This is a genomic window from Streptomyces sp. NPDC025806 (assembly GCF_055558275.1).
In genome coordinates, this window is record NZ_JBVHMU010000021.1 from 20,408 (window position 1) to 41,922 (window position 21,515).

Annotated in this window: 22 protein-coding genes and 1 pseudogene; 13 read left to right on the plus strand and 10 right to left on the minus strand. The window is 70.7% G+C overall.

Features of this window, described 5'->3' with window-relative positions; all coding sequences use genetic code 11:
- Positions 1-57: 57 nt before the first annotated feature.
- The 8 genes from ACZ4E1_RS34160 (at position 58) to ACZ4E1_RS34195 (ending at position 8,824) form a co-directional block, all read left to right on the plus strand.
- The gene (locus ACZ4E1_RS34160) at positions 58-195 is read left to right on the plus strand and encodes a hypothetical protein (protein ID WP_467546833.1); all 138 of its coding nucleotides are present in this window, start codon (positions 58-60) and stop codon (positions 193-195) included.
- Positions 192-281 carry a K(+)-transporting ATPase subunit F gene (gene kdpF, locus ACZ4E1_RS34165; protein WP_467546835.1) on the plus strand — a complete coding sequence of 30 codons (90 nt, stop codon included), beginning with the start codon at positions 192-194 and terminating at the stop codon, positions 279-281. The genes ACZ4E1_RS34160 and kdpF overlap by 4 nt, the downstream gene beginning before the upstream one ends.
- A gap of 8 nt (positions 282-289) precedes the next feature.
- Positions 290-1,951 carry a potassium-transporting ATPase subunit KdpA gene (kdpA, locus tag ACZ4E1_RS34170; RefSeq protein ID WP_467546837.1) on the plus strand — a complete coding sequence of 554 codons (1,662 nt, stop codon included), beginning with the start codon at positions 290-292 and terminating at the stop codon, positions 1,949-1,951.
- Positions 1,951-4,125, plus strand: a complete 2,175-nt coding sequence (gene kdpB / locus ACZ4E1_RS34175) for a potassium-transporting ATPase subunit KdpB (protein WP_467546839.1) — start codon at positions 1,951-1,953, stop codon at positions 4,123-4,125. The genes kdpA and kdpB overlap by 1 nt, the downstream gene beginning before the upstream one ends.
- A 25-nt stretch (positions 4,126-4,150) precedes the next feature.
- Entirely contained in the window at positions 4,151-4,819 is a 669-nt protein-coding gene (locus ACZ4E1_RS34180) for a potassium-transporting ATPase subunit C (RefSeq protein WP_467547001.1), read from the plus strand.
- A gap of 61 nt (positions 4,820-4,880) precedes the next feature.
- Complete coding sequence (locus ACZ4E1_RS34185; protein ID WP_467546840.1) at positions 4,881-5,573, plus strand: response regulator; 693 nt, start codon at positions 4,881-4,883, stop codon at positions 5,571-5,573.
- Between the two features lie 7 nt (positions 5,574-5,580).
- Positions 5,581-8,142: an ATP-binding protein gene (locus tag ACZ4E1_RS34190; protein WP_467546842.1), complete on the plus strand. Its 2,562-nt coding sequence runs from the start codon at positions 5,581-5,583 to the stop codon at positions 8,140-8,142.
- A gap of 121 nt (positions 8,143-8,263) precedes the next feature.
- On the plus strand, positions 8,264-8,824 hold the full coding sequence (locus tag ACZ4E1_RS34195; protein ID WP_467546843.1) for a hypothetical protein: 561 nt from the start codon (positions 8,264-8,266) through the stop codon (positions 8,822-8,824).
- A gap of 79 nt (positions 8,825-8,903) precedes the next feature.
- Here the strand turns inward: ACZ4E1_RS34195 and ACZ4E1_RS34200 are convergent, their stop codons facing one another.
- The 3 genes and pseudogenes from ACZ4E1_RS34200 to ACZ4E1_RS34210 form a co-directional block, all read right to left on the minus strand.
- The gene (locus ACZ4E1_RS34200; protein WP_467546845.1) at positions 8,904-9,764 is read right to left on the minus strand and encodes a phosphatase PAP2 family protein; all 861 of its coding nucleotides are present in this window, start codon (positions 9,762-9,764) and stop codon (positions 8,904-8,906) included.
- Complete coding sequence (locus ACZ4E1_RS34205; protein ID WP_467546847.1) at positions 9,761-10,585, minus strand: polyphosphate polymerase domain-containing protein; 825 nt, start codon at positions 10,583-10,585, stop codon at positions 9,761-9,763. The genes ACZ4E1_RS34200 and ACZ4E1_RS34205 overlap by 4 nt, the downstream gene beginning before the upstream one ends.
- Positions 10,586-10,814: 229 nt before the next feature.
- Positions 10,815-11,234, minus strand: a pseudogene (locus tag ACZ4E1_RS34210) (DUF4956 domain-containing protein); the annotation flags it as partial.
- A gap of 150 nt (positions 11,235-11,384) precedes the next feature.
- Between ACZ4E1_RS34210 and ACZ4E1_RS34215 the strand changes: the two are divergent.
- Both ACZ4E1_RS34215 and ACZ4E1_RS34220 read left to right on the plus strand, forming a co-directional pair.
- Positions 11,385-12,053: a response regulator transcription factor gene (locus tag ACZ4E1_RS34215; RefSeq protein WP_467546849.1), complete on the plus strand. Its 669-nt coding sequence runs from the start codon at positions 11,385-11,387 to the stop codon at positions 12,051-12,053.
- Entirely contained in the window at positions 12,050-13,417 is a 1,368-nt protein-coding gene (locus ACZ4E1_RS34220; protein ID WP_467546851.1) for a sensor histidine kinase, read from the plus strand. Before ACZ4E1_RS34215 ends, ACZ4E1_RS34220 begins: the two co-directional genes overlap by 4 nt.
- 37 nt (positions 13,418-13,454) lie before the next feature.
- Here ACZ4E1_RS34220 and ACZ4E1_RS34225 read toward each other — a convergent pair whose 3' ends face one another.
- Both ACZ4E1_RS34225 and ACZ4E1_RS34230 read right to left on the minus strand, forming a co-directional pair.
- Positions 13,455-14,615 (minus strand): MFS transporter, encoded by a 1,161-nt coding sequence (locus ACZ4E1_RS34225; protein ID WP_467547003.1) that lies wholly within the window; start codon positions 14,613-14,615, stop codon positions 13,455-13,457.
- Between the two features lie 38 nt (positions 14,616-14,653).
- A complete protein-coding gene (locus ACZ4E1_RS34230) occupies positions 14,654-14,899 on the minus strand; it encodes a Chromate resistance protein ChrB (RefSeq protein ID WP_467547005.1) in 246 nt (81 codons plus the stop codon).
- A gap of 166 nt (positions 14,900-15,065) precedes the next feature.
- Here ACZ4E1_RS34230 and ACZ4E1_RS34235 point away from each other — a divergent pair, with 166 nt between their 5' ends.
- Positions 15,066-15,554 (plus strand): glutathione peroxidase, encoded by a 489-nt coding sequence (locus ACZ4E1_RS34235; protein WP_467546853.1) that lies wholly within the window; start codon positions 15,066-15,068, stop codon positions 15,552-15,554.
- Positions 15,555-15,941: 387 nt separating this feature from the next.
- Here the strand turns inward: ACZ4E1_RS34235 and ACZ4E1_RS34240 are convergent, their stop codons facing one another.
- The 4 genes from ACZ4E1_RS34240 to ACZ4E1_RS34255 all read right to left on the minus strand — a co-directional run bounded on the left by ACZ4E1_RS34240 (position 15,942) and on the right by ACZ4E1_RS34255 (position 18,511).
- Complete coding sequence (locus ACZ4E1_RS34240) at positions 15,942-16,397, minus strand: hypothetical protein (protein ID WP_467546855.1); 456 nt, start codon at positions 16,395-16,397, stop codon at positions 15,942-15,944.
- A gap of 234 nt (positions 16,398-16,631) precedes the next feature.
- On the minus strand, positions 16,632-17,537 hold the full coding sequence (locus ACZ4E1_RS34245) for a M56 family metallopeptidase (RefSeq protein ID WP_467546857.1): 906 nt from the start codon (positions 17,535-17,537) through the stop codon (positions 16,632-16,634).
- Positions 17,534-17,959, minus strand: coding sequence for a BlaI/MecI/CopY family transcriptional regulator (locus ACZ4E1_RS34250; protein ID WP_467546859.1), 426 nt, complete (start codon positions 17,957-17,959; stop codon positions 17,534-17,536). Before ACZ4E1_RS34250 ends, ACZ4E1_RS34245 begins: the two co-directional genes overlap by 4 nt.
- A 54-nt stretch (positions 17,960-18,013) precedes the next feature.
- On the minus strand, positions 18,014-18,511 hold the full coding sequence (locus ACZ4E1_RS34255) for a hypothetical protein (protein ID WP_467546861.1): 498 nt from the start codon (positions 18,509-18,511) through the stop codon (positions 18,014-18,016).
- Between the two features lie 192 nt (positions 18,512-18,703).
- Between ACZ4E1_RS34255 and ACZ4E1_RS34260 the strand changes: the two genes are divergently transcribed.
- The gene (locus tag ACZ4E1_RS34260; RefSeq protein WP_467546863.1) at positions 18,704-19,225 is read left to right on the plus strand and encodes a hypothetical protein; all 522 of its coding nucleotides are present in this window, start codon (positions 18,704-18,706) and stop codon (positions 19,223-19,225) included.
- Between the two features lie 114 nt (positions 19,226-19,339).
- The gene (locus ACZ4E1_RS34265; RefSeq protein ID WP_467546865.1) at positions 19,340-20,017 is read left to right on the plus strand and encodes a hypothetical protein; all 678 of its coding nucleotides are present in this window, start codon (positions 19,340-19,342) and stop codon (positions 20,015-20,017) included.
- Positions 20,018-20,070: 53 nt separating this feature from the next.
- On the opposite strand, the gene ACZ4E1_RS34270 is transcribed toward ACZ4E1_RS34265, so the two are convergent.
- On the minus strand, positions 20,071-21,333 hold the full coding sequence (locus ACZ4E1_RS34270; RefSeq protein WP_467546867.1) for a DUF6056 family protein: 1,263 nt from the start codon (positions 21,331-21,333) through the stop codon (positions 20,071-20,073).
- Between the last annotated feature and the right edge of the window lie 182 nt (positions 21,334-21,515).

Below are 21,515 nucleotides of genomic sequence, written 5' to 3' on the forward strand. Positions count from 1 at the left end.
AACGGGGATCGAATCCGCCCACGACCGGGGGTTTCCTCTATTCGTCCGGTCATCCGCTTGATCAAGACCGGCGTTCCAGTCCGCTTCGAACCTTCATCCAGGGAGCTCACGATGGCCGACGTGGCCTTCGTCGTCACCACACTCGCGGTCTTCGCGCTGGTGGCACTCGTCGCCAAGGGGGTGACCAAGCTGTGACCGCCGAGAACATCGTCGGCCTCGTCGTGGCCGTCACCCTGCTGGGCTATCTCGTCCTCGCCCTCATCTACCCGGAGAGGTTCTGAGCACAGATATGAGCCCCGTACTTGCCGGAGTGCTTCAGTTCCTCGCGTTGTTCGCGGCGCTGGCTCTGGCCTACCGTCCCCTCGGCGACTACATGGCCCGGGTCTACTCCTCGGAACAGCACCTGCGGGTGGAGAAGTGGATCTACAAGGGCATCGGCGCCAACCCCGACGCGGAGATGCGCTGGACCGCGTACCTGCGCGGCGTCCTCGCCTTCTCCGCGGTGAGCGTCCTCTTCCTCTACCTGCTCCAGCGGGTCCAGGGGAGCCTGCCGGGCTCGCTCGGCTTCTCCTCGATCGACCCGGACCAGGCGTTCAACACGGCCGCGTCCTTCGTCGCGAACACCAACTGGCAGTCGTACTACGGCGAGCAGGCCATGGGCCACGTCGTGCAGACCGCCGGACTCGCCGTGCAGAACTTCGTCTCCGCGGCCGTCGGCATCGCCGTGGCGGTGGCTCTGGTCCGCGGGTTCGCCCGCTCCCGCACCGGTGAGCTGGGCAACTTCTGGGCCGACCTCGTGCGCGGCGTCGTCCGCATCCTGCTGCCGATCGCCGCGATCGGCGCGATCGTCCTCGTCGCCTGCGGGGCCATCCAGAACTTCGCCGGGATCCACGAGGTCGGCCAGTTCATGGGCGGCTCTCAGCAGTGGAACGGCGGCGCCGTCGCCTCCCAGGAGGCCATCAAGGAGCTGGGCACCAACGGGGGCGGCTACTTCAACGCCAACTCCGCCCACCCCTTCGAAAACCCCAATGCCTTCACGAACCTCTTCGAGATCTTCCTGATCCTCGTCATCCCGTTCGCGCTGACCCGCACCTTCGGCGGGATGGTCGGCTCCCTCAAGCAGGGCTACGCGATCCTCGCCACCATGGCGACCATCTGGGTCGGCTTCGTCGCCCTGATGATGTGGACCGAGTTCGCCCACCACGGTCCCGCGTTCCAGGCGGCCGGCGGCGCGATGGAGGGCAAGGAGACACGTTTCGGCATCGGCGGCTCGTCCCTCTTCGCGGTGTCGACGACGCTGACCTCGACCGGCGCGGTGAACTCCTTCCATTCGTCCTACACCGGCCTCGGCGGCGGCATCACGATGCTGGGCATGCAGCTCGGCGAGATCGCGCCCGGCGGAGTCGGCTCCGGCCTCTACGGCATGCTGATCATGGCGATCATCGCGGTGTTCATCGCCGGACTGATGGTCGGCCGCACGCCCGAGTACCTGGGCAAGAAGATCGGTACCCGCGAGATCAAGTTCGCGGCCTGCTACATCCTGATCACGCCGGCCCTCGTGCTCGTCTTCACGGCCGTCTCCATGGCTCTGCCGACCCCGCCGGACTCGATGCTCAACTCGGGCGCGCACGGGTTCTCCGAGATCCTCTACGCGTACACCTCCGGCGCCAACAACAACGGCTCCGCCTTCGCGGGCCTGTCCGCGGACACGCAGTGGTTCAACACCACGATCGGTCTGGCCATGCTGCTCGGCCGCTTCCTGCCGATGGTGTTCGTCCTCGCGCTCGCCGGATCGCTGGCCGAACAGAAGCCGATCCCCGCCACCGCGGGCACCCTGCGGACGAACAAGCCGCTGTTCACGGGCCTGCTGGTCGGCACGGTGCTGATCGTCACGGGCCTGACCTACTTCCCGGCGCTCGCGCTCGGGCCGCTCGCCGAGGGTCTCGCGTGATGAGCACCGACACCCAGGACACCAAGAAGACCCAGAACACCCAGAATCCAGAGGACAGCATGTCCACAGCCACTCCGACCCGGGCACCGCATTCGGACGTGCCGACCGGTCACCAGCCCGAAGAGGGCAAGGTCGGCGCGGGTCTCTTCGACCCGAAGGCGCTGATCCGGTCCCTGCCGAACGCCTGCCGCAAGCTGGACCCACGGATCATGGTCAAGTCGCCCGTGATGTTCGTGGTGCTGATCGGGTCCGTACTGACGACGGTGTTCTCGTTCAAGGACCCGACCGACTGGTTCGGCTGGACCATCAGCGCCTGGCTCTGGCTGACCGTGATCTTCGCCAACCTCGCGGAGGCCGTCGCCGAGGGCCGCGGCAAGGCGCAGGCCGACACCCTGCGCAAGGCCAAGACCGACACCGTGGCGCGGCGCCTGGCGGGTGACCGTGAGGAGCAGGTGCCGGGCACGGAGCTGAAGGTGGGCGACCGTGTCGTGTGCGAGGCAGGCGACATCATCCCGGGCGACGGTGACGTCGTCGAGGGTGTGGCCAGCGTCGACGAGTCGGCGATCACCGGCGAATCCGCCCCGGTCATCCGCGAGTCCGGCGGCGACCGCAGCGCCGTCACCGGCGGCACCAAGGTTCTCTCCGACCGCATCGTCGTCAAGATCACGACGAAGCCCGGCGAGACGTTCATCGACCGCATGATCAACCTGGTCGAGGGCGCGTCCCGGCAGAAGACGCCCAACGAGATCGCGCTCAACATCCTGCTCGCCTCGCTGACCGTCGTCTTCCTCCTCGCCGTGGCCACGCTCCAGCCGATCGCCAACTGGTCGTTCGCGAACGCGGGCAGCAGCCAGCACCTCACGATGATCGTCCTGGTCGCCCTGCTGGTCTGTCTCATCCCGACCACGATCGGCGCCCTGCTCTCCGCCATCGGCATCGCCGGCATGGACCGCCTGGTCCAGCGCAACGTACTGGCGATGTCGGGCCGCGCGGTGGAGGCCGCCGGCGACGTCTCCACCCTGCTCCTCGACAAGACCGGCACCATCACCCTCGGCAACCGCCAGGCCGCCGAGTTCGTCCCCGTACGAGGTGTCACGGAGGCCGAGGTCGCCGATGCGGCACAGTTGTCCTCGCTGTCCGACGAGACTCCCGAAGGCCGCTCGGTCGTCGTCCTCGCGAAGGAGAAGTACGGGCTGCGCGAACGCCACCAGGGCGAACTGGTGGGCGCCGAGTGGATCGAGTTCACCGCCCAGACCCGGATGTCCGGTGTCGATGTCGACGGGCGGCGCATCCGCAAGGGCGCGGCAGGCTCGGTCATCACCTGGGTCGAGGAGCGCGGCGGCCAGGTCGCCGAGGACGCCGACCGTCTCTCCGACAAGATCTCCGAGGGCGGCGGAACTCCGCTGCTCGTGGCGGTCGAGGACGACAGGGGTCCGCGTGTCCTGGGTGTCATCCACCTCAAGGACGTCGTCAAGGACGGCATGCGCGAGCGCTTCGACGAGCTGCGCCGCATGGGCATCAAGACCGTCATGATCACGGGTGACAACCCGCTGACGGCCAAGGCCATCGCGGAGGAGGCCGGTGTCGACGACTTCCTCGCCGAGGCCACGCCCGAGGACAAGATGGCCCTCATCAAGCGGGAGCAGGCGGGCGGCAAACTCGTCGCGATGACCGGCGACGGCACGAACGACGCGCCCGCGCTGGCCCAGGCGGACGTCGGTGTCGCGATGAACACGGGCACGTCGGCCGCGAAGGAGGCCGGTAACATGGTCGACCTCGACTCGAACCCGACCAAGTTGATCGAGATCGTCGAGATCGGCAAGCAACTGTTGATCACCCGTGGTGCGTTGACCACCTTCTCGATCGCCAACGACGTCGCCAAGTACTTCGCGATCATCCCGGCGCTCTTCGCGGCGATCTACCCGGGGCTCAACACGCTCAACATCATGCATCTGTCGAGCCCGAACTCGGCGATCCTGTCCGCGATCATCTTCAACGCGCTCATCATCATCGCGCTCGTCCCGCTCGCCCTGAAGGGCGTCCGGTACCGGCCGGTCAGCGCCGACAAGCTGCTCCGCCGCAACCTCGGAATCTACGGCCTCGGCGGCCTGATCGCGCCCTTCATCGGGATCAAGATCATCGACCTGCTCATCTCACTCGTCCCCGGGCTGTGACCCCGCAGAAAGCGTGCTGATCACGATGAACAACTCTGTTGAAAACACGGGCCGGTTGCTGTGGGCTGGGCTGCGTGCCCTGATCGTCCTGACCGTCGTCTGCGGCGTCATCTATCCACTCGCGGTGACCGGCGTCGCACAGGCCGTCTTCCACGACAAGGCCAACGGCTCCGAGGTCAGGTCGGACGGCAAGGTCGTCGGCTCGTCCCTCATCGGACAGAGCTACAACCTTCCCGCCAAGAGCGCCAACGAGACTCCGAAGCCCGACCTCAAGTGGTTCCAGGGCCGCCCGCAGAACGGCCTCGGCACGAACAGCGTCAACACCCGGTACAAGCTGATCCTCTCCGGCGCCACCAACCTCGCCGGTGACAGCCCCGAGCTGGTCACCCAGGTGAAGAAGGCCCGCGCCGCCGTCGTCGCGGACAGCTCCACCGCCACGTACCGGGTGGACCCGGCCGACATCCCGGCCGACGCCGTCACCTCCTCCGGCTCGGGCCTGGACCCGGCGATCTCCCCGGAGTACGCCGACCTCCAGGTCCACCGCGTCGCGGAGCGGAACCACCTCTCCGTCGAGCGGGTCCAGAAGCTCGTCGACGACCACAAGGACGGCCGGCTCCTCGGCTTCATGGGCGAGCCCACCGTCAACGTTCTCGAACTCAACGTTTCGCTCAAGCAGTTGACGCAGAAGAACTGATGGCGGCGTTAGGCAGGACTGCGCGCGGCGGTGCGGCACGCACGACGAAGGGGGCACTTCGATGACGCGGGTACTGGTGGTGGAGGACGACCCCCAGCTCGTCCGGGCCCTGGTCATCACCATGCAGGCCCGCAGGTTCGGGGTCGACGCGGCGCCGGACGGAGCCACCGCGCTCCGTCTGGCCGCCGCGCGGCAGCCGGACGTGGTCGTCCTGGACCTGGGTCTGCCCGACATGGACGGCGTGGACGTCATCAAGGCGCTGCGGAAAGGGACCCGGGCTCCGATCATGGTGCTCTCGGCCCGCCGCGCCTCCGAGGAGAAGGTCGCCGCACTCGACGCCGGCGCCGACGACTACGTCACCAAGCCGTTCAGCATGGACGAGTTGCTGGCCCGCCTGCGGGCGGCGGTGCGGCGCGGCGCATCCGCGCCCACGACACCGAGCACGAGCACGGTCACCACGGACGACTTCACCGTCGACCTGGTGGCGAAGAAGGCCACACGCGACGGGCACGACGTCCGCCTGACCCCGACCGAGTGGCATCTGCTGGAGATCCTGGTCTGCAACCCGGACCGCCTCGTCAGCCAGAAGCAGCTCCTCCAAGAAGTCTGGGGAGTCTCCCGGAGCGACAAGACGAACTATCTGCGGGTCTACATGGCCCAGTTGAGACGCAAACTCGAGGTGGATCCCTCGCATCCGCGCTATCTCATCACCGAGCCCGGCATGGGCTACCGATTCGAGAACCCAGGGAACTGACGAGCAGATGGCGCGCGGCAAGCTCAGGATCTACCTCGGTTCGGCACCTGGTGTCGGCAAGACGTACGCGATGCTGTCCGAGGCTCACCGCCGTGTCGAGCGCGGGACCGACTGCGTGGTCGCGTTCGTGGAGCACCACGACCGGCCGCGTACGGAAGTGATGCTGCACGGTCTCGAACAGGTGCCGAGGCAGCAACTGGAGTACCGGGGCACAGCGTTCACAGAGATGGACGTCGACGCCGTGCTGGCGCGGCGCCCCCGGGTCGCCATGATCGACGAGCTGCCGCATTCCAATGTCCCGGGTGCCCGCAACAGCAAACGCTGGCAGGACGTCGAGGAGCTCCTCTCCGCCGGCATCGACGTCGTGTCGACGGTCAACATCCAGCATCTCGAATCGCTGGGCGATGTCGTCGAGTCCATCACCGGAGTGCGGCAGAAGGAGACCGTCCCGGACGAGTTCGTGCGCCGCGCCGATCAGATAGAACTCGTCGACATGTCGCCCCAGGCGCTGCGCCGCCGCATGGCCCACGGCAACATCTACACGCCGGACAAGGTCGACGCGGCCCTGTCCAACTACTTCCGGCCCGGAAATCTCACCGCCCTGCGGCAGTTGGCGCTCCTGTGGGTCGCCGACCGGGCCGACGAGTACCTCCAGGAGTACCGCAGCGAGCATCGCGTCTCCAAGATCTGGGGCTCACGCGAGCGCATCGTCGTCGGCCTCACCGGCGGCCCCGAAGGACGTACGTTGATCAGACGCGCGGCCAGGCTCGCCGAGAAGGGAGCGGGCGGCGAGGTACTGGCCGTCTACATCGCCCGCAGCGACGGTCTGACCGCCGCCTCGCCCAAGGAACTCGCCCTCGAACGCACGCTGGTGGAGGATCTCGGCGGCACGTTCCACCATGTCGTCGGCGACGACGTGGCGACCTCTCTGCTCGACTTCTCGCGCGGCGTCAACGCCACCCAGATAGTGCTGGGTGTGTCGCGCCGCAAGTCCTGGCAGTACATGTTCGGCCCCGGCGTCGGCGCCACCGTCGCCCGCGATTCCGGGCCCGACCTCGACGTCCACCTCGTCACGCACGACGAGATCGGCAGCGGCCGGGGCCTCACCCCCGCCTCACGGGCGGGCGTCGGACGCGGCCGCACCCTGTGGGGCTGGGCCATCGGCATCGTGGGCCCGGCGCTGCTCACCGCGCTGATCAGCAACGTCGCGCCGAACCTCGGTCTCGCCAACGACATGCTGCTCTTCCTCGCCGTGACCGTGGCTGCCGCCCTGCTCGGCGGTCTGCTGCCGGCCCTCGCGTCGGCAGCCTTCGGTTCCCTGCTGATGAACTGGTTCTACACGCCACCGGTCCACAGGCTGACGATCAACGACCCCAAGAACATCCTCGCCCTGGCCATCTTCGTAGGCGTCGCGGCGTCGGTGGCGTCGGTCGTCGACCTGGCCGCCCGGCGCACCCATCAGGCGGCCCGGCTGCGCGCCGAGTCGCAGATCCTTTCCTTCCTCTCGGGCAGCGTGCTGCGCGGCGAGACGGGACTGCAGGCGCTCCTGGAACGCGTACGGGAGACGTTCGCCATGGAGTCCGCAGCCCTCCTGGAGCGGGAGACCGACACCGCGCCGTGGACCTGCGCGGGCCGGGTGGGCCCGGAGACCGATCTGCGCCGCCCCGAGGACGCCGACGTCGACATGCCTGTCGGCGACCACACCTCGCTCGTCCTGTCCGGCCGGATCCTGCCCGCCGAGGACCGCCGGGTACTGGCCGCCTTCGCCGCGCAGGCCGTGGTCGCCGTCGACCGTGAACGCCTCGAGTCCGAGGCGGAGCAGGCCCACACGCTCGCCGAGGGGAACCGCATCCGTACGGCACTCCTCGCCGCGGTCAGCCACGACCTGCGCACCCCGCTCGCCGGCATCAAGGCCTCCGTCTCCTCGCTCCGCGCCGACGACGTCGACTGGTCCGAGAGCGACCGGGCCGACCTCCTCGAAGCCATCGAGGTCGGCGCCGACCGCCTCGACCACCTCGTCGACAACCTTCTCGACATGTCCCGTCTGCAGACCGGCACCGTGACCCCTCTCATCCGGGAGACGGACCTGGACGAGGTGGTACCGATGGCACTCGGCGGCGTCCCGGACGAGAGCCTGCCCCTGGTGCGCCTGGACATCCCGGAAACACTGCCGATGGTGTCCGTCGACAAGGGGCTTCTCGAACGGGCTGTCGCCAACATCGTGGAGAACGCGGTCAAGTACACGCCTGACGGGGTGCCGATCCTGGTCGCGGCCAGCGCCCACGGCGAGCGCGTCGAACTGCGCGTCGTGGACCGCGGTCCCGGCGTCCCCGACGAGGGAAAGGACCGTATCTTCGCCCCGTTCCAGCGATACGGCGACGCTCCACGCGGCGCCGGAGTCGGCCTCGGCCTCGCCGTCGCACGCGGCTTCGCCGAGGCCATGGGCGGCACGCTCACCGCGGAGGACACCCCCGGCGGCGGGCTCACCATGGTGCTGACCCTCCGCGCCACCGTCGTGGCGGCCATGAGCGGCCGTGTGAACGAGGCGGACGGAACGCTGCCCCAGTGACGGAAAGTTGCAGCGCGCCTTCGGGCCACCGCGTCAGGGAGGCGTCAAAGGTGGCGGCCACCGCGTCAAGGGTGCGCAGCGTTCGGCCGCACGGGGTGTGAGCGCGCCTAACGTCGGCCTCATGCAGCCTCCGCTCCCCACTCCTCGTCCCGGCCCGGGCCCCGCCGACGGCTCGGCGGCGTCGCAGGTGCTGCACGACACGGACTGGCCCGGAAACGCCCGCGCCGCCCTCGTGTCGGCGGGGCTGCTGTGGGGGACGGGGCTGGTCATCGACGCCACGGCGCGTGGCCTGTCCCTGCTCCACGTGCTCGGCTGGACGGCCCTGGCCGTCCTCCTGCTGGTGATCCTTCTGCCGGCCCGGGTGAGTGCCGCCCCGGGCGTGCTCACCGTCCAGAGCCTGTGCGTCACCCGGACCGTCCACACGGACCGACTGACGTCAGCCAGGTGGCCGGGCGGAACACAACAACGTCTCCTGCTGCGCGACGCATCGGGCGCCCGGGCCGAGGTCGACCTCCAGGTCCTCCTCGCCAACCCCGCCCTGTGGCTCCGGCTCGAAGAGGACGCCGGAACGGCTCGGGCACTCGGCACGCTCCACCACGGTGCGGCCGACCTCGAGCGGCTGTCGCACCACATCGACACCGAGACGGCCCGTGCCCTCCTCAAGGCCTCCGGCCTCAGCTGAGCGCTCTCCGGGCCGGCGTGGTCGTGGCGCACCGGGTCGCGGCCTCCTCACCGGACGGCCCTGCCACAAGGACGGCGCGTCAGTGGCCGTGCACAGCCAGGGCGTAGTCGCCGATCAGGTCACCGAGCAGGGTTCCGGCGGTCAGTTCGCTCGTGACGTGACCGGCCATGTAGAGGCGCGAGTACAGGACCTCGGCGCGCATCCACTCGTAGTCCGTGGCCCGGTGCGGGGACAAGGCGCTCAGGTAGGTCACGGCCGCGGCCGAGCGGGCGGCGTGCCGGGACGGGTAGGAGTACGGGCCCTTCGCGCCGGGCTTGAGGTGCTTGTCCGGGCGCAGGCTGGGGTCGGTGACGAAGGGTGCGGGCTGCTTGTCCTTCGCCGCGACCTGGTCGCTGATGGTCTTGGCCAGCTTCAGCGCGGCCTTGAGCTCGTGCTTCTCTGCCTTGCCCTGCTGCGCGGGAATCAACTCGCGCTGATCGTGCAGGTACAGCTTCCAGATGTCCTTCTTGCCGTTGGCCTCCAACCAGGTGGCGGCCTTCCGGCCCGCCGCCGTACGGGACTTGGCAAGGGCCTGCACCTGGTGGAGCTCACCGGCCCGCTGATTCGCCGCGACCGGGGCCGGTACCTGCGCGGCTGCCCAGGTGGCGAACGCCTTGTCGTCGCGGGTCGTGCCGTGCTCGGCCTTCCACCGGGCGAACAGGGCGTCCGCCTTCTTGTGCTGGTCGGACGCCTGACGGCCGATCGTGGCGATCTCGGCGTCGCTGAAGAGCGTGGGGGGCGGGTTCTGCTTGATCCGGTCCGTGGCACCGGGCTTCTTCTTCGCGTCCGAGGCGGTGGCGGCCGGGCTCGTCTGCGGTCGCAGGAGGCCGAAGGCGACCGCGGCGACGTCGACGAGAGCGATGACGGCGTACGGCCACTTGATGCCGCGCAGGGTGTTCATGCGGCGACGTTCCTTTCGCAGGGTTCATCGGTGTGCGGGCGTGGGCCCACTGTGAAGTGGGTGCGCGCCAGGCGTCGTCTGTCGTTGTCGGGCAGGCCAGGGGTGAGCAGGGCCTGCCCGACGACGTATTTGCTGAGCGAGACGGGCCGGCCGCCCAGGCGGAGCAGGAGCCGGTCGGCCGGGGCCGGCCGGATGCCGCCCTTGGTCTCGACGAGGACGTGGCCCGGGCTGAGGCCGGCGGAGCGGTCGCCTCGGTGGCAGGTGAGGAGGCCGTCGAAGGTGACGCGGGTGCCGTGGACGAGATCGGCAAGGGCGGCGCGCACGTAGCGGATCTCGGCGGTGGGCGCGAGCTCCGCGACCTTGAGAGTGACGCCCGCGCCCGTCAGCACATCGTCGACGAATTCCGCGGCGGACGGGGCGAGTCGACCGTGTTCCGCGGGGCTCACCCGCAGGGCATGTTTGACCGTGGCGCCCCGCCCGTCCTTGGTCTTGACCTCCACGCGGCACAGCCGGTCCTCCTCGTAGAGGCGGGTGCGCACCTTCCATCGGTGCCGGCGGCGCTGGACGTGGGCCCGCCAGGCGGCCAGGTGCTCGGTGTCGAAGTAGGCGCTCGAGTAGGTGGTCGTGCGCCGTCCCTCCAGGTCGAGGACGTGGTGGCTGCCGGCCAGCGCGCGGACGAGGTTCTGCGCCCGGTCGAGGGGGATCAGGTACTTGCGGTCCGTACGGTGCTGAAGAGCGGCGGCGGCGTCGACCTCGGCCAGACTGGCGCCGCGCAACACGGACAGGCCGAGCTGCCCGGCGAACGCCGATGCGCTGCTCATACGGCCTCCACCGGGAGGATCGGCTCTGTGGAGGCCGGTGTGCGGTCGGCGCCGTCAACGGGAAAGCTCGCCAAGACCCGCGTCGTCTCGCGTACGTAGTCCACCTCGTCCACCGTGACGGCCAGCGGGGTCGGTCCGAAGCGCAGGGCCACGTCCTCGGCGAGCGGGCGGGGTCGGAGTAGATCCGGTCGAGCGTGAGCTTCACCGTCCGGGTCGGCGGCTCGTGGCGTGCGGGGTCGTCGACCAGCAGGACAGCCAGCAGGACAGCCGTGACCAGGACGACGACGAGCCAGGTCTGGCGCTGCGGCAGACCGGTGCACAGCGCGACGACCAGCGCCACGAAGGTGTACGCGACGTCGCGCAGGGTGAAGGCCGCGCTGCGCAGGCGGACCAGGGAGAGGATGCCGAACAGCCCGAATCCGACGCCGGTCGGGAACTTCCCCGAGCTGATCGTGCTCATCGCGGCGAACAGACCGACGTTCAGCGCGGCCAGCACCAGCGGCATCGCGCCGGCGCTGGGCCGACGCCGGTAGAGCCAGCCCACCAGGATGAGAAGGGCGATGACGTCCAGCCCGCCCCGGGCCAGAAGGTCCGAGGGGGCGAGGTGGTCGGTGATGCCCTTGGCGAGCATGGTGGCCCCTGCGTGCATGACAATCCCTTCCGCCACGGCGCACAGCAGCGGACCGTCCGCGGCCCGCGGGGCACCGCGACGTGAACGAAGGTAGGGATTTCACATGAACGAACCATGAAGCCCTGCCGGCCGTCCGCGGCCCGGCCTCCGGCGGATAGCCTGCCCCGCATGCACTACCTGGTCGTCGACGACGAGAAGCGCCTCACGGACCTGGTCGTCCACTACCTGACGGAGTCCGGGAACACGGCGGAAGGCCGGTACGACGGGCCGTCCGGACTCGCCGCCGCACGAGATCCCCGCCTGGACGCCGTCGTGCTCGACGTGATGCTCCCCGGCCTCGACGGCATCGAGGTGTGCCGCACCCTGCGCGACGAGGGCATCGACGTCCCCGTCATCCTGCTCACCGCGCGCGGAGGGGTCTCCGAGCGGGTCGCCGGACTCGACGCCGGCGCCGACGACTACGTGGTCAAGCCGTTCGCCATGGAGGAACTGCTGGCGCGGCTGCGGGCCCTCCACCGGCGTCGGTCCGAGGGCACCGGGCGCCTCCAGGTCGGCGATCTCCTCCTCGACCCCGAGCAGCAGCGCGCCTGGCGCGGCGACACCGAACTGGACCTGTCCCGACGCGAGTTCGACGTCCTGCGCGTGCTCATGCGCAACGCCGGCCGCGTCGTCACCCGGCTCATGCTCCTCGACGAGGTCTGGGACGGCGAGACGGACCTGCGCAGCAATGCCATCGACGTGCACGTGTCCAAGGTGCGGGCCAAGGTCGACCGGGCCTTCCAGCGGACGACGATCACCACGCTGCGGGGGCGCGGCTACCGCCTGGAGACCAGGTGAAGCTGCCCAGGCGCATCCGCGGGCGGTTGCGGAGGCTGCCCGTCGTCACGCGCCTGGTGCTGGCCGTGGCTCTCACGATGTCGCTGGTCCTGGCCGGAACGGCCGGACTCGTCTACTGGCGGGTGAAGACCGCCCTGGACCAGCAGTTGAACGACGACCTGGCCAAGTACCAGCGCAGCCTCGACCACGCGGTACGGGCCGGGAATCCGCTGCCTCCCGGCCCGAGCGGCAGTCTGCGCCAGATCCTGGACGCCGACGGCCACCTGCTCCGGTCGAGCGGGTCCGTGCGCCACCAGAGGCTGCTGAGTTCTGCCGAGGTGGAGTCGGTCGCCGACGGGGCCACGGTGCGCCGTGACGTCGGCTCGCTGCTGCCGATCGACACCGACACGATGCGCCTCCAGGCCAAGCGGGTCACGGCGCGGGGGCAGCCCCGGATCGTGGTGACCGCCGTCCGTCGCGGCCACCGCGACGAGGCCCTGCGCGAACTCCTGGCCCAACTGGCGTTCGCCTCCCTGCTCACCCTGATCGCCGCCTCCTACGTCGGCTACCGCACCGCGCGCGCCGCCCTGCGGCCCGTCGAGCGCTACCGCAGTGGTGCCGCCGCTCTTGCCGACGGTCGCCAACACCTGCGCCTGGAGGTTCCGAAAGACCGCGACGACGAGATCACCCGGCTCGGACACACTCTGAACCACATGCTGGACCGCCTCGAGGCCTCGGCCGAGCGCGAGCGCCGGTTCGTCGCCGACGCCAGCCACGAACTCCGCACTCCCCTCACGCTGATGCGGGCCGAACTCGACGTCGCCCTGCACCGCCCCCGCAGCGCCGACGAGCTCACCGAGACCCTGCGCTCCGTGGACCACGAGGTGGGGCGCCTCATCGACCTCTCCAACGCCCTGCTGGACCTTGAAGAACTCAGCGACCACATCAGCCGCGCGCCCACTCACCTGACCGATCTCGTGGAGGAGGCCGTCGAGTCCCACCGGAGCACCGCCGTGCGCGCCGGCCGGCAGCTTGTCGTCAAGGCCGATGACCGCAGCGTCGACGTCGATGCCCGCTGGGTGCGGCCCGCACTCGGCAACATGATCGACAACGCCCTTCGGCACGGCCGGGGCGACGTCCGCATCAGCGCCACCGTGCACGACGGTCGGCTGCGGCTGACCGTCACCGACGAGGGGCCGGGCTTCCCGCCCGAGTTCCTTCCCCGGGCCTTCGACCGCTTCGCCCGCGCCGAGGCGAGCCGCACCACGAAAGGGTCCGGTCTCGGCCTCGCCTTCGTCCACGCCGTCGCCACGGCCCACCAAGGCACGGCCCAGGTGGCGAGCACGGGGTCCAGCACGACCGTCTCCCTCGACCTGCCCTGCTGACCGGGCGCGCCGCAGTGTGCCGCGACAGGCCGGAGAACTAGGGCCTTTCGGGCGTCTCGCCCGAGGCCGGCACAGCACGGTGGTACGCGAAGGTGGCGACGCCGGCCAGCGCGATGAGCCCGGCGAGCGCGCCGAACCCGTAGGTCAGCGTGGCGAGCGAGGCGATGGCGGCAACGAACAAGGGACCGCCTGCGTCACCGAGTTCGCGTCCGAGTTCGGCCGCGCCCATCGTCTGTCCGAGTCTTTCCCGAGGGGTCGAGGTGGCCAGCGCCGCGAAGCCGAGCGGGGTGATCAGTCCCGTACCGATGCCGATCAGCGCGGCAGCGACAAGGATGCCGGCGAGTCCGGGGAACATCGCGCAGAGCAGGCCTGCGGCGGTGGTCATCAGGCCGACGGCCAATCCGGTACGGAGCGTGAGCCGCCCCGCGTCCAGAGCACGCCCCGCCCGTGGCTGGACGATCGCGGCACAGGCGGCGAGCAGCGACACCGCCGCTCCCGTGGCGATGGTCCCCAAGCCGACGACACGGCCGGACACCGGCAGGAATCCCACGCCCACGGAGAGCGCCGCGGTCGCGGCGGCGAGGGCAGCCGTCGGGGTGAGGAACACGGGATCGACGAGGCGCCGGGCCAGGTCGAGCACCGTCTGCCGGGTCTTGGGCAAGGGCGGCACCGCAGGCACGGCGAACGCGGCCCAGAGGGCGACCGCCGCACCGAGCACGGCAAGGACGACGAACAACAGCCTCAGTCCCCCGCCCCACACGAGCACGCCGCCCAGCAGCGGGCCGAGCGTGTAGCCGATGGACTTGTAGAAGCCGTACGAGCCGAAGGCGCGGCCGTGTTTCGCCGCAGGGTTGAGCCGGGCCACGAGAGCCGAGGCGGACGGCGAGAACGCGGAGGCCGCGCCGCCCTGGCCCAGCCGGGCCGCCCACAGCCACCCTGAGCTGTCGGCCACGGCGTATGTCGCGGAGGCGGCGGCGAACGCGACCAGGCCGCCGAGCAGAACGGGTCGGGCCCCGACTCGATCCGCCAGCGTGCCGAACAACGGCTTGAGCACGACCTCGGCGCCGTCGTAGAACGCCAGCAGGCCGCCCAGAACGAGCAGGGAGGTGACGGCGCCCTCGGCACCACCACCGAGCGTGGCGGCGATACCGTGCGCCCCGAAGGCCGTGGTGAAGCCGGCCGCGTAGAGCGGCCACATCTGGCGGTTCGAGAGCGCTTCACCTTTATGTGACCGCGTCATGGTGTCTGCTCCTGCGCGCCGTCGTGAAGGCCGGTGAAGACCCGCTCCGCAGAGGCCTCGCACGCAGCGGCGCACTCCTTGAGCCGCCGGACGGCGCCGGGTGCTTCCGGCACGCCGAAGACGTCCCGCGCGGTCAGATCACGATGCCGGCGGCGCAGCTGCTCCAACGACTGCTCTTCCTCTTCCAGTTCGGCAAGGGTGAACTTCGCCATGCGGATCTCCTTGGCGATCTCCTCTATCAGCCGTCACATTCTCTGCTGTCGCGCGCGTATCGGGGCCCTGTCAGGCCGCGCCTGCCTCCGCAACCCGACCTCCGCCTACGTCACCCCCGCGGTCTGACGACGCGCTGCGGGCGACCCACCGAGTGCGGTGAGCCGGGGAATCCCGGTGGCGCTTAGCATCTCCGACATGTCCCTCTACGAAGTCCGGATCGACGCTCTCCAAGGCGGCCCCGCGAACCTCTCCCAGTACCGCGGCAAGGCGCTCCTCGTCGTCAACGTCGCCTCCAAGTGCGGCCTCACCCGGCAGTACACCGAACTGGAGCAGCTCCAGAAGAAGTACGCGGCACGGGGATTCACCGTCCTCGGCGTCCCCTGCAACCAGTTCGCGGCGGAGGAGCCCGGAACCCCCGAGGAGATCGCCGAGTTCTGCTCGTCCACGTACGGCGTCACCTTCCCCCTGACCGAAAAGGTCGAGGTGAACGGCCCCCGGCGGCACCCCCTGTACGCGAAGCTCGTACGCACCGCGGACCTCGACGGGCACAAGGGCGACATCCGCTGGAACTTCGAGAAGTTCCTCGTCGCCCCCGACGGCACCGTCGCCGCCCGCTTCTCCCCCGAGACCACCCCGAACTCCTACGAAGTCGTGGAGGCGCTGGAGGAAGTCCTGCCCGCCTGAGGCGGCGGCGCCCCCGGAAGGCACGAGTGGGCTCAGGCGGGACGGCCGTGCCGCGCGACCGGTATCAGCGTCAGCAGGGCGCCCGACGCAGGCCGCCCACAGCACGCCGACCACCCCGAGCAGCGGCACCGACGCCACGGTCAGCGCATACCCGCCGATCGCCAGACCCCAGTACCGCCGCGTGCGGTCGGCCAGCGGTCCCGAGACCAGACGCAGCCCCAGAGCGGCCGCCTCGCCGGCGCCGGTGACCACCCCGACCACGAGCGCGGAGGCGCCCAGGGAGCAAGGAGCGGGCCGGTGATCGAGCGCGCGCCCTCGTAGACGATGTCCGCCAGCATGCTCACGCCGCCGAACCACACGACGAAGCGCCACGGCCGCATCCTGACGTCAGGCGTCGACGTCACCCGCGCTCCTCGCCCATGCGCAGGCGAGGGAGAGGTGCCCCCGGCTCGTCACGTACGGTTCCACCCGGACGCCCGAGCTCGGCCGGTCCGCCTCCGCGTGGGGAAGTGACGCGCCGGCAAGGCCGATCGGGCCTCCGCTCAGCCGGGCGGGCCGCGCGCCCGTGCCCGTGTCGATGTGCATGTCCCAGATCCACTTCTGTGCGCCGCGAGCAGGGGGCAGCGCTTCCAGCGGCAGGTGTGCCTGGAACGCATGTCCGCCCAGCGGGTCGGCGGGCAGGCGCAGCTCCGCGTGTCCGCATCCGTGCGCCGTCAGGATCAGGGTGGCGTTCTCGGCCGGCGGACGGACGAGGAACGAGAGCAGCAGACTCTGCCCGTCACCTCTCAGGACCGCGGTCGCCTTCGCGCTGCACGTCCGAGCGTCTTGATCTGTCTTCTCCATGCTTGCCATCGACTCCGTGGTTGGTGTCACGACTTACAGGCAAGTGGAACCCTACGCCTCGTAGGGAAACGGTGGAGGGTCGTCGACCTGTCGACCCGTCGGTCCGCGTCGCCCCTCACCCGGCCCGGCAGGGGCCTGGTGGGTGGAGTGCCACTGCCTGCCGACGACGGGGATACGGCCGTGCGGGTGAGCCGCCCGCCGGTCCGGCCGCCCGCCCGTTCCGCCCCGGGACGGTCAGGTGATGACGTGCTCGACGAGCTCGAAGAGGTCGTGGGTGGCGGCGACCGCACCCAGCGCCGGGAGGATGCCGAGGACGAGCACCGCCGCGGTGAGCGCGCGCAGGCTCGGCGGCGGGGCGGTCTGGAGTGCGGTGATGCGACGGGTGACGGTCTGGTCGGTGAAGGCGAGCGCGCACACGGGGCGCGGACGGTGGGCGACCAGCGCGGCCCGGGCCAGGGCCCGGGCGGTGATACCGCGGTCGCCGACGATCGTGGCGGCGTGTTCGTCGGCCCACCGCTCGACGAGATACGTGACGGTCGTCCGGAGCGGCGTGAGGAGGGGGTTCGCAGCCGCGGCGAGGGTGACGGCGGTGCAGAGCACGGCGTGCCGGTGAGCGAGGTGGGCTCGCTCGTGGGCGAGCAGTACGCGGCGCTCGGCGGGGGCGAGGGCCGCGAGCATGGAGGCCGTGACGAGGATGCGGCCGGGCTTGCCGGTGGCGGTGGGCGGGATGGCGAAGGCCTGCGGCTCGGGAGAGGCGGCGACGATGAGCTCGGTGTCCTCGGGGTGGCCCTGGCACAGGGCGCGCAGGGTGCGCCGGGTCACGTACTCGGTGCGTGCCGCTGAGCAGACGCGGTGGATCAGGGCTACGAGGAGCAGAGCGGCGAGGGTTCCGATCACCGCGGGGACGGGTTCCGGCAGACGGTGGCCGTCCGCGCGGGCCTCGGCGGCGACCTGCGGAATCTCGCCGACGAGCGTGGTGGCGAGCAGGACGAACGCCCAGGTGGTGGCCGCGGCCGTCACCACCGCGGCGGTGGCCAGAGCCCGAGCCGCGAGAGCAGGCGCCAGGCGGCGGCCGACGGCGGGGCCGATCGACGCCAGCAGGAGGGAGAGGACGAGGGGGATGTAGACGTCGATCCTCATGGGCCGTCCCGAAGTCGCGCGGGCCCCTCGGCGTGGCCGTCCGGGTCGCCGAGCAGCGCGCGCAGGGCTTGTTCCTCGGCGGGGCTGAGGCCGGTGACGAACTGTTGCAGTGCGGCGATGGGGTCAGGGCCCCGGTCGAGAGCCTGGTGCATGGCGTCCGCCGTGTGCTCGGCGGCGCTCGTGGCCGGGCGGTACGAGCCTCGGCGCCCGTCGGCGTCCCGCAGGACGAGTCCCTTGTCGTGCAGGCGCTTCAGGATGGTGTGCACCGTGTTGTAGGCGAGGTCGTCGCCGAGCTGCGCCTGGATGTCGGCCGTCGTGAGGGCTCCGTCGGTGGCCCACAGGGCGGCCAGCACCTCGCTCTCCAGCTCGCCTGCGTTGCGTCGTTCCGCTCGACCGCCTTGAGGAGGGGAGTTGCCTGCCATGGAACTCACCTTACGGCGCGTGGGGCCGGACGGCCTCCGCCCTGTTTCGGGCGATCAGACCGATTCGAAGGTCATCCAGATCATGCCCGGCCGGCCCGGAGCGACCGCGAACCAGAAGAGCGCGAGGGCCAGTTCGTCGATCGGGTCGACGGGCTGGGAACGCTGCAGCACGGACCGGCCGAACCAGCCCTTGCGCCCGACGGCGACGAGGCGGCCGTCCAGCGACAGCGTCGAGCGCCAGCGCCGCGTGTGCCGCACGTCGTACCTGCGGCCGTGCAGGGCGATCGCCCCGTCGTGGTCCCGACGACGCACCGGACGAGGCCGCCCGTTGTCGACAGCCGCCTCGCCGACCGGATGCGCGCCGTCAGAGATCCACACCGTGTGCCGGTGCTGCGACCGGAGGCGGATGACCTGCAGGCGGGCCTCCCGCTCCTGCTGCTTCCAGGTCGCCCGGCACTGCCCCTGCGGATCGTGCAGGGACACCGTCGTGCCCTCCGCGTCGCTCGTGGCCGTCCAGCCGAACGGGGACCCCTGTGTCTTGGGTTCGCGCATCGCGAGCCTCCTTCGTCTGAGCGGTCCCGCGTTCGAGCACCGGTTGAAGAGTTTAAGGACGAGCAGGCGACAGAGAGCGCCCGTTCGGACCCACCGGGCCTGGACGGGCACTTCCGGTCCGGGGATCGGCACGGCATCATCACGAGGTTCCGGGCACCTGCCCGGTCCGGCTTGCACCGCTCGGGGGATCACATGTACCGCCGCACCCGCCGTACCGCCGCCGCTCTCGCCGCCGTCGCCCTCCTGACGGCCGTGGCATCGGCCTGCTCCGGCTCGACCGATACACCAAGGGCTTCCTCATCGAACGGGACGACGGCCGGCGCTCCGGTCGCGTCCCCAGCGCGGAAGGGCTCCCGGCCCGACCACGAGCGGCTCGACAGCGAAGCCCGCCGCGTGCTCGACCGCACCGGCCGCACGAGCATGGACGGCGACGACTTCATCGCGTCCGGGACGCTCGCGATCCCCGGACAGAATCTGGACGAGACCGTCGGGTCCGACACCGCGCTGCGCGTGGACGTGGCCTGCGCGGGAAAGGGAACGGTCACGTTCACGGCCGTGTCCGGCACCGTCAGGGCCGCCGAGCGCCTCGACTGCGCGCGCCCCGTGACGAAGTCGTTCCTCCTCACCACGGCGGCGCCGCGCCTCGCGGTCCGGGCCGACTCCGCCACACCCCAAACGGTCGGCACCGCCTACGTGGTGCGCCGCGGCGACTGAGGCCGGAGCGGATCCCGCGAGGCTTGTCATACTTCCCGGGTGGAGAGGCGAGCCGAGGAGGCAGCGCGGCGTTGGCTGGCGGATCAGGGCGTCCGGCAGGTGTCCGGCGGGTGGGTGAGCGACGCGAAGCCGGACGCGTTGCTGTCGGCCGACGAGGTGGCGCGATCCTGGGCCGGTGACGTGTTCGCCGAAGACCTGGATGCGGCCGGGCAAGTGCGGTTGGCTTTCGGGCTGCTGGACCTCCTCGACGCGTACTGGGTCACGTGCGAGATGCGGTTCGCGAACGAGGACGCCGAGGGCCCTCTGCCGGCCGACGTGCTGTGGGACGGCTACCGCCGGCGCCTGGAGGCCGACCGGGACGCCGAGCCGGTCACCTACTCGCTGTGGGTGGACTGGTTCGAGGACCACGCCACCTCCGCGACGGCCTTCGCCGAGGTTCTCGGCGACGACATCGACCGCGTGGTGGCCGAGCGATCGGAAGCCCCGCTCCGTCGAGCTCGGCGCGTTCTGGAGTGCTCGGGTCCGGTGCGCTGGACGGTGAAGGAGCCGGCGTACCGGACCGCCATGCTGCTCCCCGCCCTGCACGCGGCCGTCTTCCGCGGCCTCCTGACGAGCTTCCACGACGTCTACGGCGACCTGGAGCCGGCTGCCGCACTGGCCCTCCTCGATCGGCTGACTCTGCCACCGGACACGCGGCACCTCGCCGAACTGCGCCATGTGCTCGCCGCGGGGCACAGGAACCACTACCGAAGTCCCGGCGCCTGGGAGGACGCGATTCGCTTTTGCGCCTGAGTCGTCGGCCGGGCGGCCCCAAGGGGCCGGAACCGCGGAGTCCGGTCAGGTGGTCAGGGCAGCTCGCTCGCCGGGTAGATGCGATCGACCTTGTAGTAGTCGGCCACGCAGGTGGCCGGCCAGGTCGAGCGGTGCGGCCCGTGGCCGAACGGCTCCGTCATGTGACTGATGACCAGCCGGTGGTACGGGAGCACACGCTCGCCCTGCGCGGCCTGGCCCCGCATCCAGCGGTCCTGCTGGTCCCACGCGTGTGCTCGCGCGGTCATGTCCGATTCGAGGTTCACCAGCGACACGGCGAGGGAGGCGCAGACGAGGACGCACACCGCTGCCCCGGCGGCGAGGACCGGGCCGGTCCCGCGGGTACGGCCGCACCAGGCCCGTGCCGCGAGGACGCCCAGGAGCACGAGGAACAGCACGTAGAAGAAGACGTAGTCGTTCCAGAGCCGGGGTCTGTCCAGGACACCGAGCCCGAAGACCGGGTACGTGATGACCGTGCACACGTAGCCGGACACGAGCAGCACGCACGCTCCGGCCCCGGCCAGCAGTGCCTCGTTCTTCCCGAGGGCGCGTGCGCTGAGGGGGCCGCGTGCGAGCAGGCCGAGCACGAGTCCGACGGCGAGGGCTCCCACGTACGGCCAGGTCGTCAGGCAGGTGACGACGATGTGGGCGAAGACGCGCAGGGAGCCGGCGAGCGAGTCGGCGGTGAGCATGGTGGAGGCGTCCTTCACCCGGCGCCGGTGCGCGGCGCCCGGGGAGGTGTAGAGGATCAGCGTCCCGACCACGATCCCGGCGATGCCCGCCGTGCACCACCGGCGCAGGAAGCGTCGTCGGCCGGCCGGTACGAGCCGCCCGCCGAGCAGCAGGACCGTCCCCAGCACCGCGAGCACGACGACGCTCGTCTCCTCCGAGAGCGTGCCCAGCATTCCGCCCACGACGAAGACCGTGACGAGTGCGAGGACCCTGCCGCGCGTCGACCTGGCGCGGAGGGCGGGCACGGCCGCCGCGCAGGCGAGGACCGGCGGGAGGGTGTGCGAGACGGAGGCGGCCGGCCAGTAGAACGTCGTGTACGTGTTGGTGGAGCCGAACAGGAACAGAGCCGTCGCCATCCCTGCCACCAGGAACGGAACCCCTCGCGGCGCCGCGATGCGTGCGGCGCTCAGAACCGCCGAGACGAACACCCACAGCAGGGCCAGAATGACGACCGCGCTGATCGGTGCGAACCACTGCTGTCCGGCGACGTCGAACCGCGCGTACGCCCACACCAACACGGCGTTGACGAGCCGCCCGTTGTCGTGGAAGTAGAACTTGTGCACCATCCCCGACAAGCCACCGTCGTGCACCACGGGGATGAAGCACCAGTCGTCACCGCCGGGCCGTACCCACCGGGCCGCCCAGGCCGCGAATCCGAGCAGGGCCAGGGGCAGGAACGACAGAAGTCCTACGACTGCCCCGCTCCCGTTCCAGGTCGTGCGGGCCTCCGCACGGCCTTCTGAGGCCT

Excerpts from the sequence above, each read along its gene's own strand:
- ACZ4E1_RS34255 (WP_467546861.1), bottom strand. The coding sequence starts at position 18,511 with ATGCGCGAACCCAAGACACAGGGGTCCCCGTTCGGCTGGACGGCCACG.
- ACZ4E1_RS34185 (WP_467546840.1), top strand. The coding sequence starts at position 4,881 with ATGACGCGGGTACTGGTGGTGGAGGACGACCCCCAGCTCGTCCGGGCC.
- ACZ4E1_RS34195 (WP_467546843.1), top strand. The coding sequence starts at position 8,264 with ATGCAGCCTCCGCTCCCCACTCCTCGTCCCGGCCCGGGCCCCGCCGAC.
- ACZ4E1_RS34270 (WP_467546867.1), bottom strand. The coding sequence starts at position 21,333 with ATGGTGCACAAGTTCTACTTCCACGACAACGGGCGGCTCGTCAACGCC.
- ACZ4E1_RS34200 (WP_467546845.1), bottom strand. The coding sequence starts at position 9,764 with ATGAACACCCTGCGCGGCATCAAGTGGCCGTACGCCGTCATCGCTCTC.
- ACZ4E1_RS34215 (WP_467546849.1), top strand. The coding sequence starts at position 11,385 with ATGCACTACCTGGTCGTCGACGACGAGAAGCGCCTCACGGACCTGGTC.
- ACZ4E1_RS34245 (WP_467546857.1), bottom strand. The coding sequence starts at position 17,537 with ATGAGGATCGACGTCTACATCCCCCTCGTCCTCTCCCTCCTGCTGGCG.
- kdpB (WP_467546839.1), top strand. The coding sequence starts at position 1,951 with ATGAGCACCGACACCCAGGACACCAAGAAGACCCAGAACACCCAGAAT.
- ACZ4E1_RS34235 (WP_467546853.1), top strand. The coding sequence starts at position 15,066 with ATGTCCCTCTACGAAGTCCGGATCGACGCTCTCCAAGGCGGCCCCGCG.
- ACZ4E1_RS34180 (WP_467547001.1), top strand. The coding sequence starts at position 4,151 with ATGAACAACTCTGTTGAAAACACGGGCCGGTTGCTGTGGGCTGGGCTG.
- ACZ4E1_RS34250 (WP_467546859.1), bottom strand. The coding sequence starts at position 17,959 with ATGGCAGGCAACTCCCCTCCTCAAGGCGGTCGAGCGGAACGACGCAAC.
- ACZ4E1_RS34225 (WP_467547003.1), bottom strand. The coding sequence starts at position 14,615 with ATGTGGCCGCTCTACGCGGCCGGCTTCACCACGGCCTTCGGGGCGCAC.
- ACZ4E1_RS34260 (WP_467546863.1), top strand. The coding sequence starts at position 18,704 with ATGTACCGCCGCACCCGCCGTACCGCCGCCGCTCTCGCCGCCGTCGCC.
- kdpA (WP_467546837.1), top strand. The coding sequence starts at position 290 with ATGAGCCCCGTACTTGCCGGAGTGCTTCAGTTCCTCGCGTTGTTCGCG.
- ACZ4E1_RS34240 (WP_467546855.1), bottom strand. The coding sequence starts at position 16,397 with ATGGAGAAGACAGATCAAGACGCTCGGACGTGCAGCGCGAAGGCGACC.
- ACZ4E1_RS34190 (WP_467546842.1), top strand. The coding sequence starts at position 5,581 with ATGGCGCGCGGCAAGCTCAGGATCTACCTCGGTTCGGCACCTGGTGTC.
- ACZ4E1_RS34205 (WP_467546847.1), bottom strand. The coding sequence starts at position 10,585 with ATGAGCAGCGCATCGGCGTTCGCCGGGCAGCTCGGCCTGTCCGTGTTG.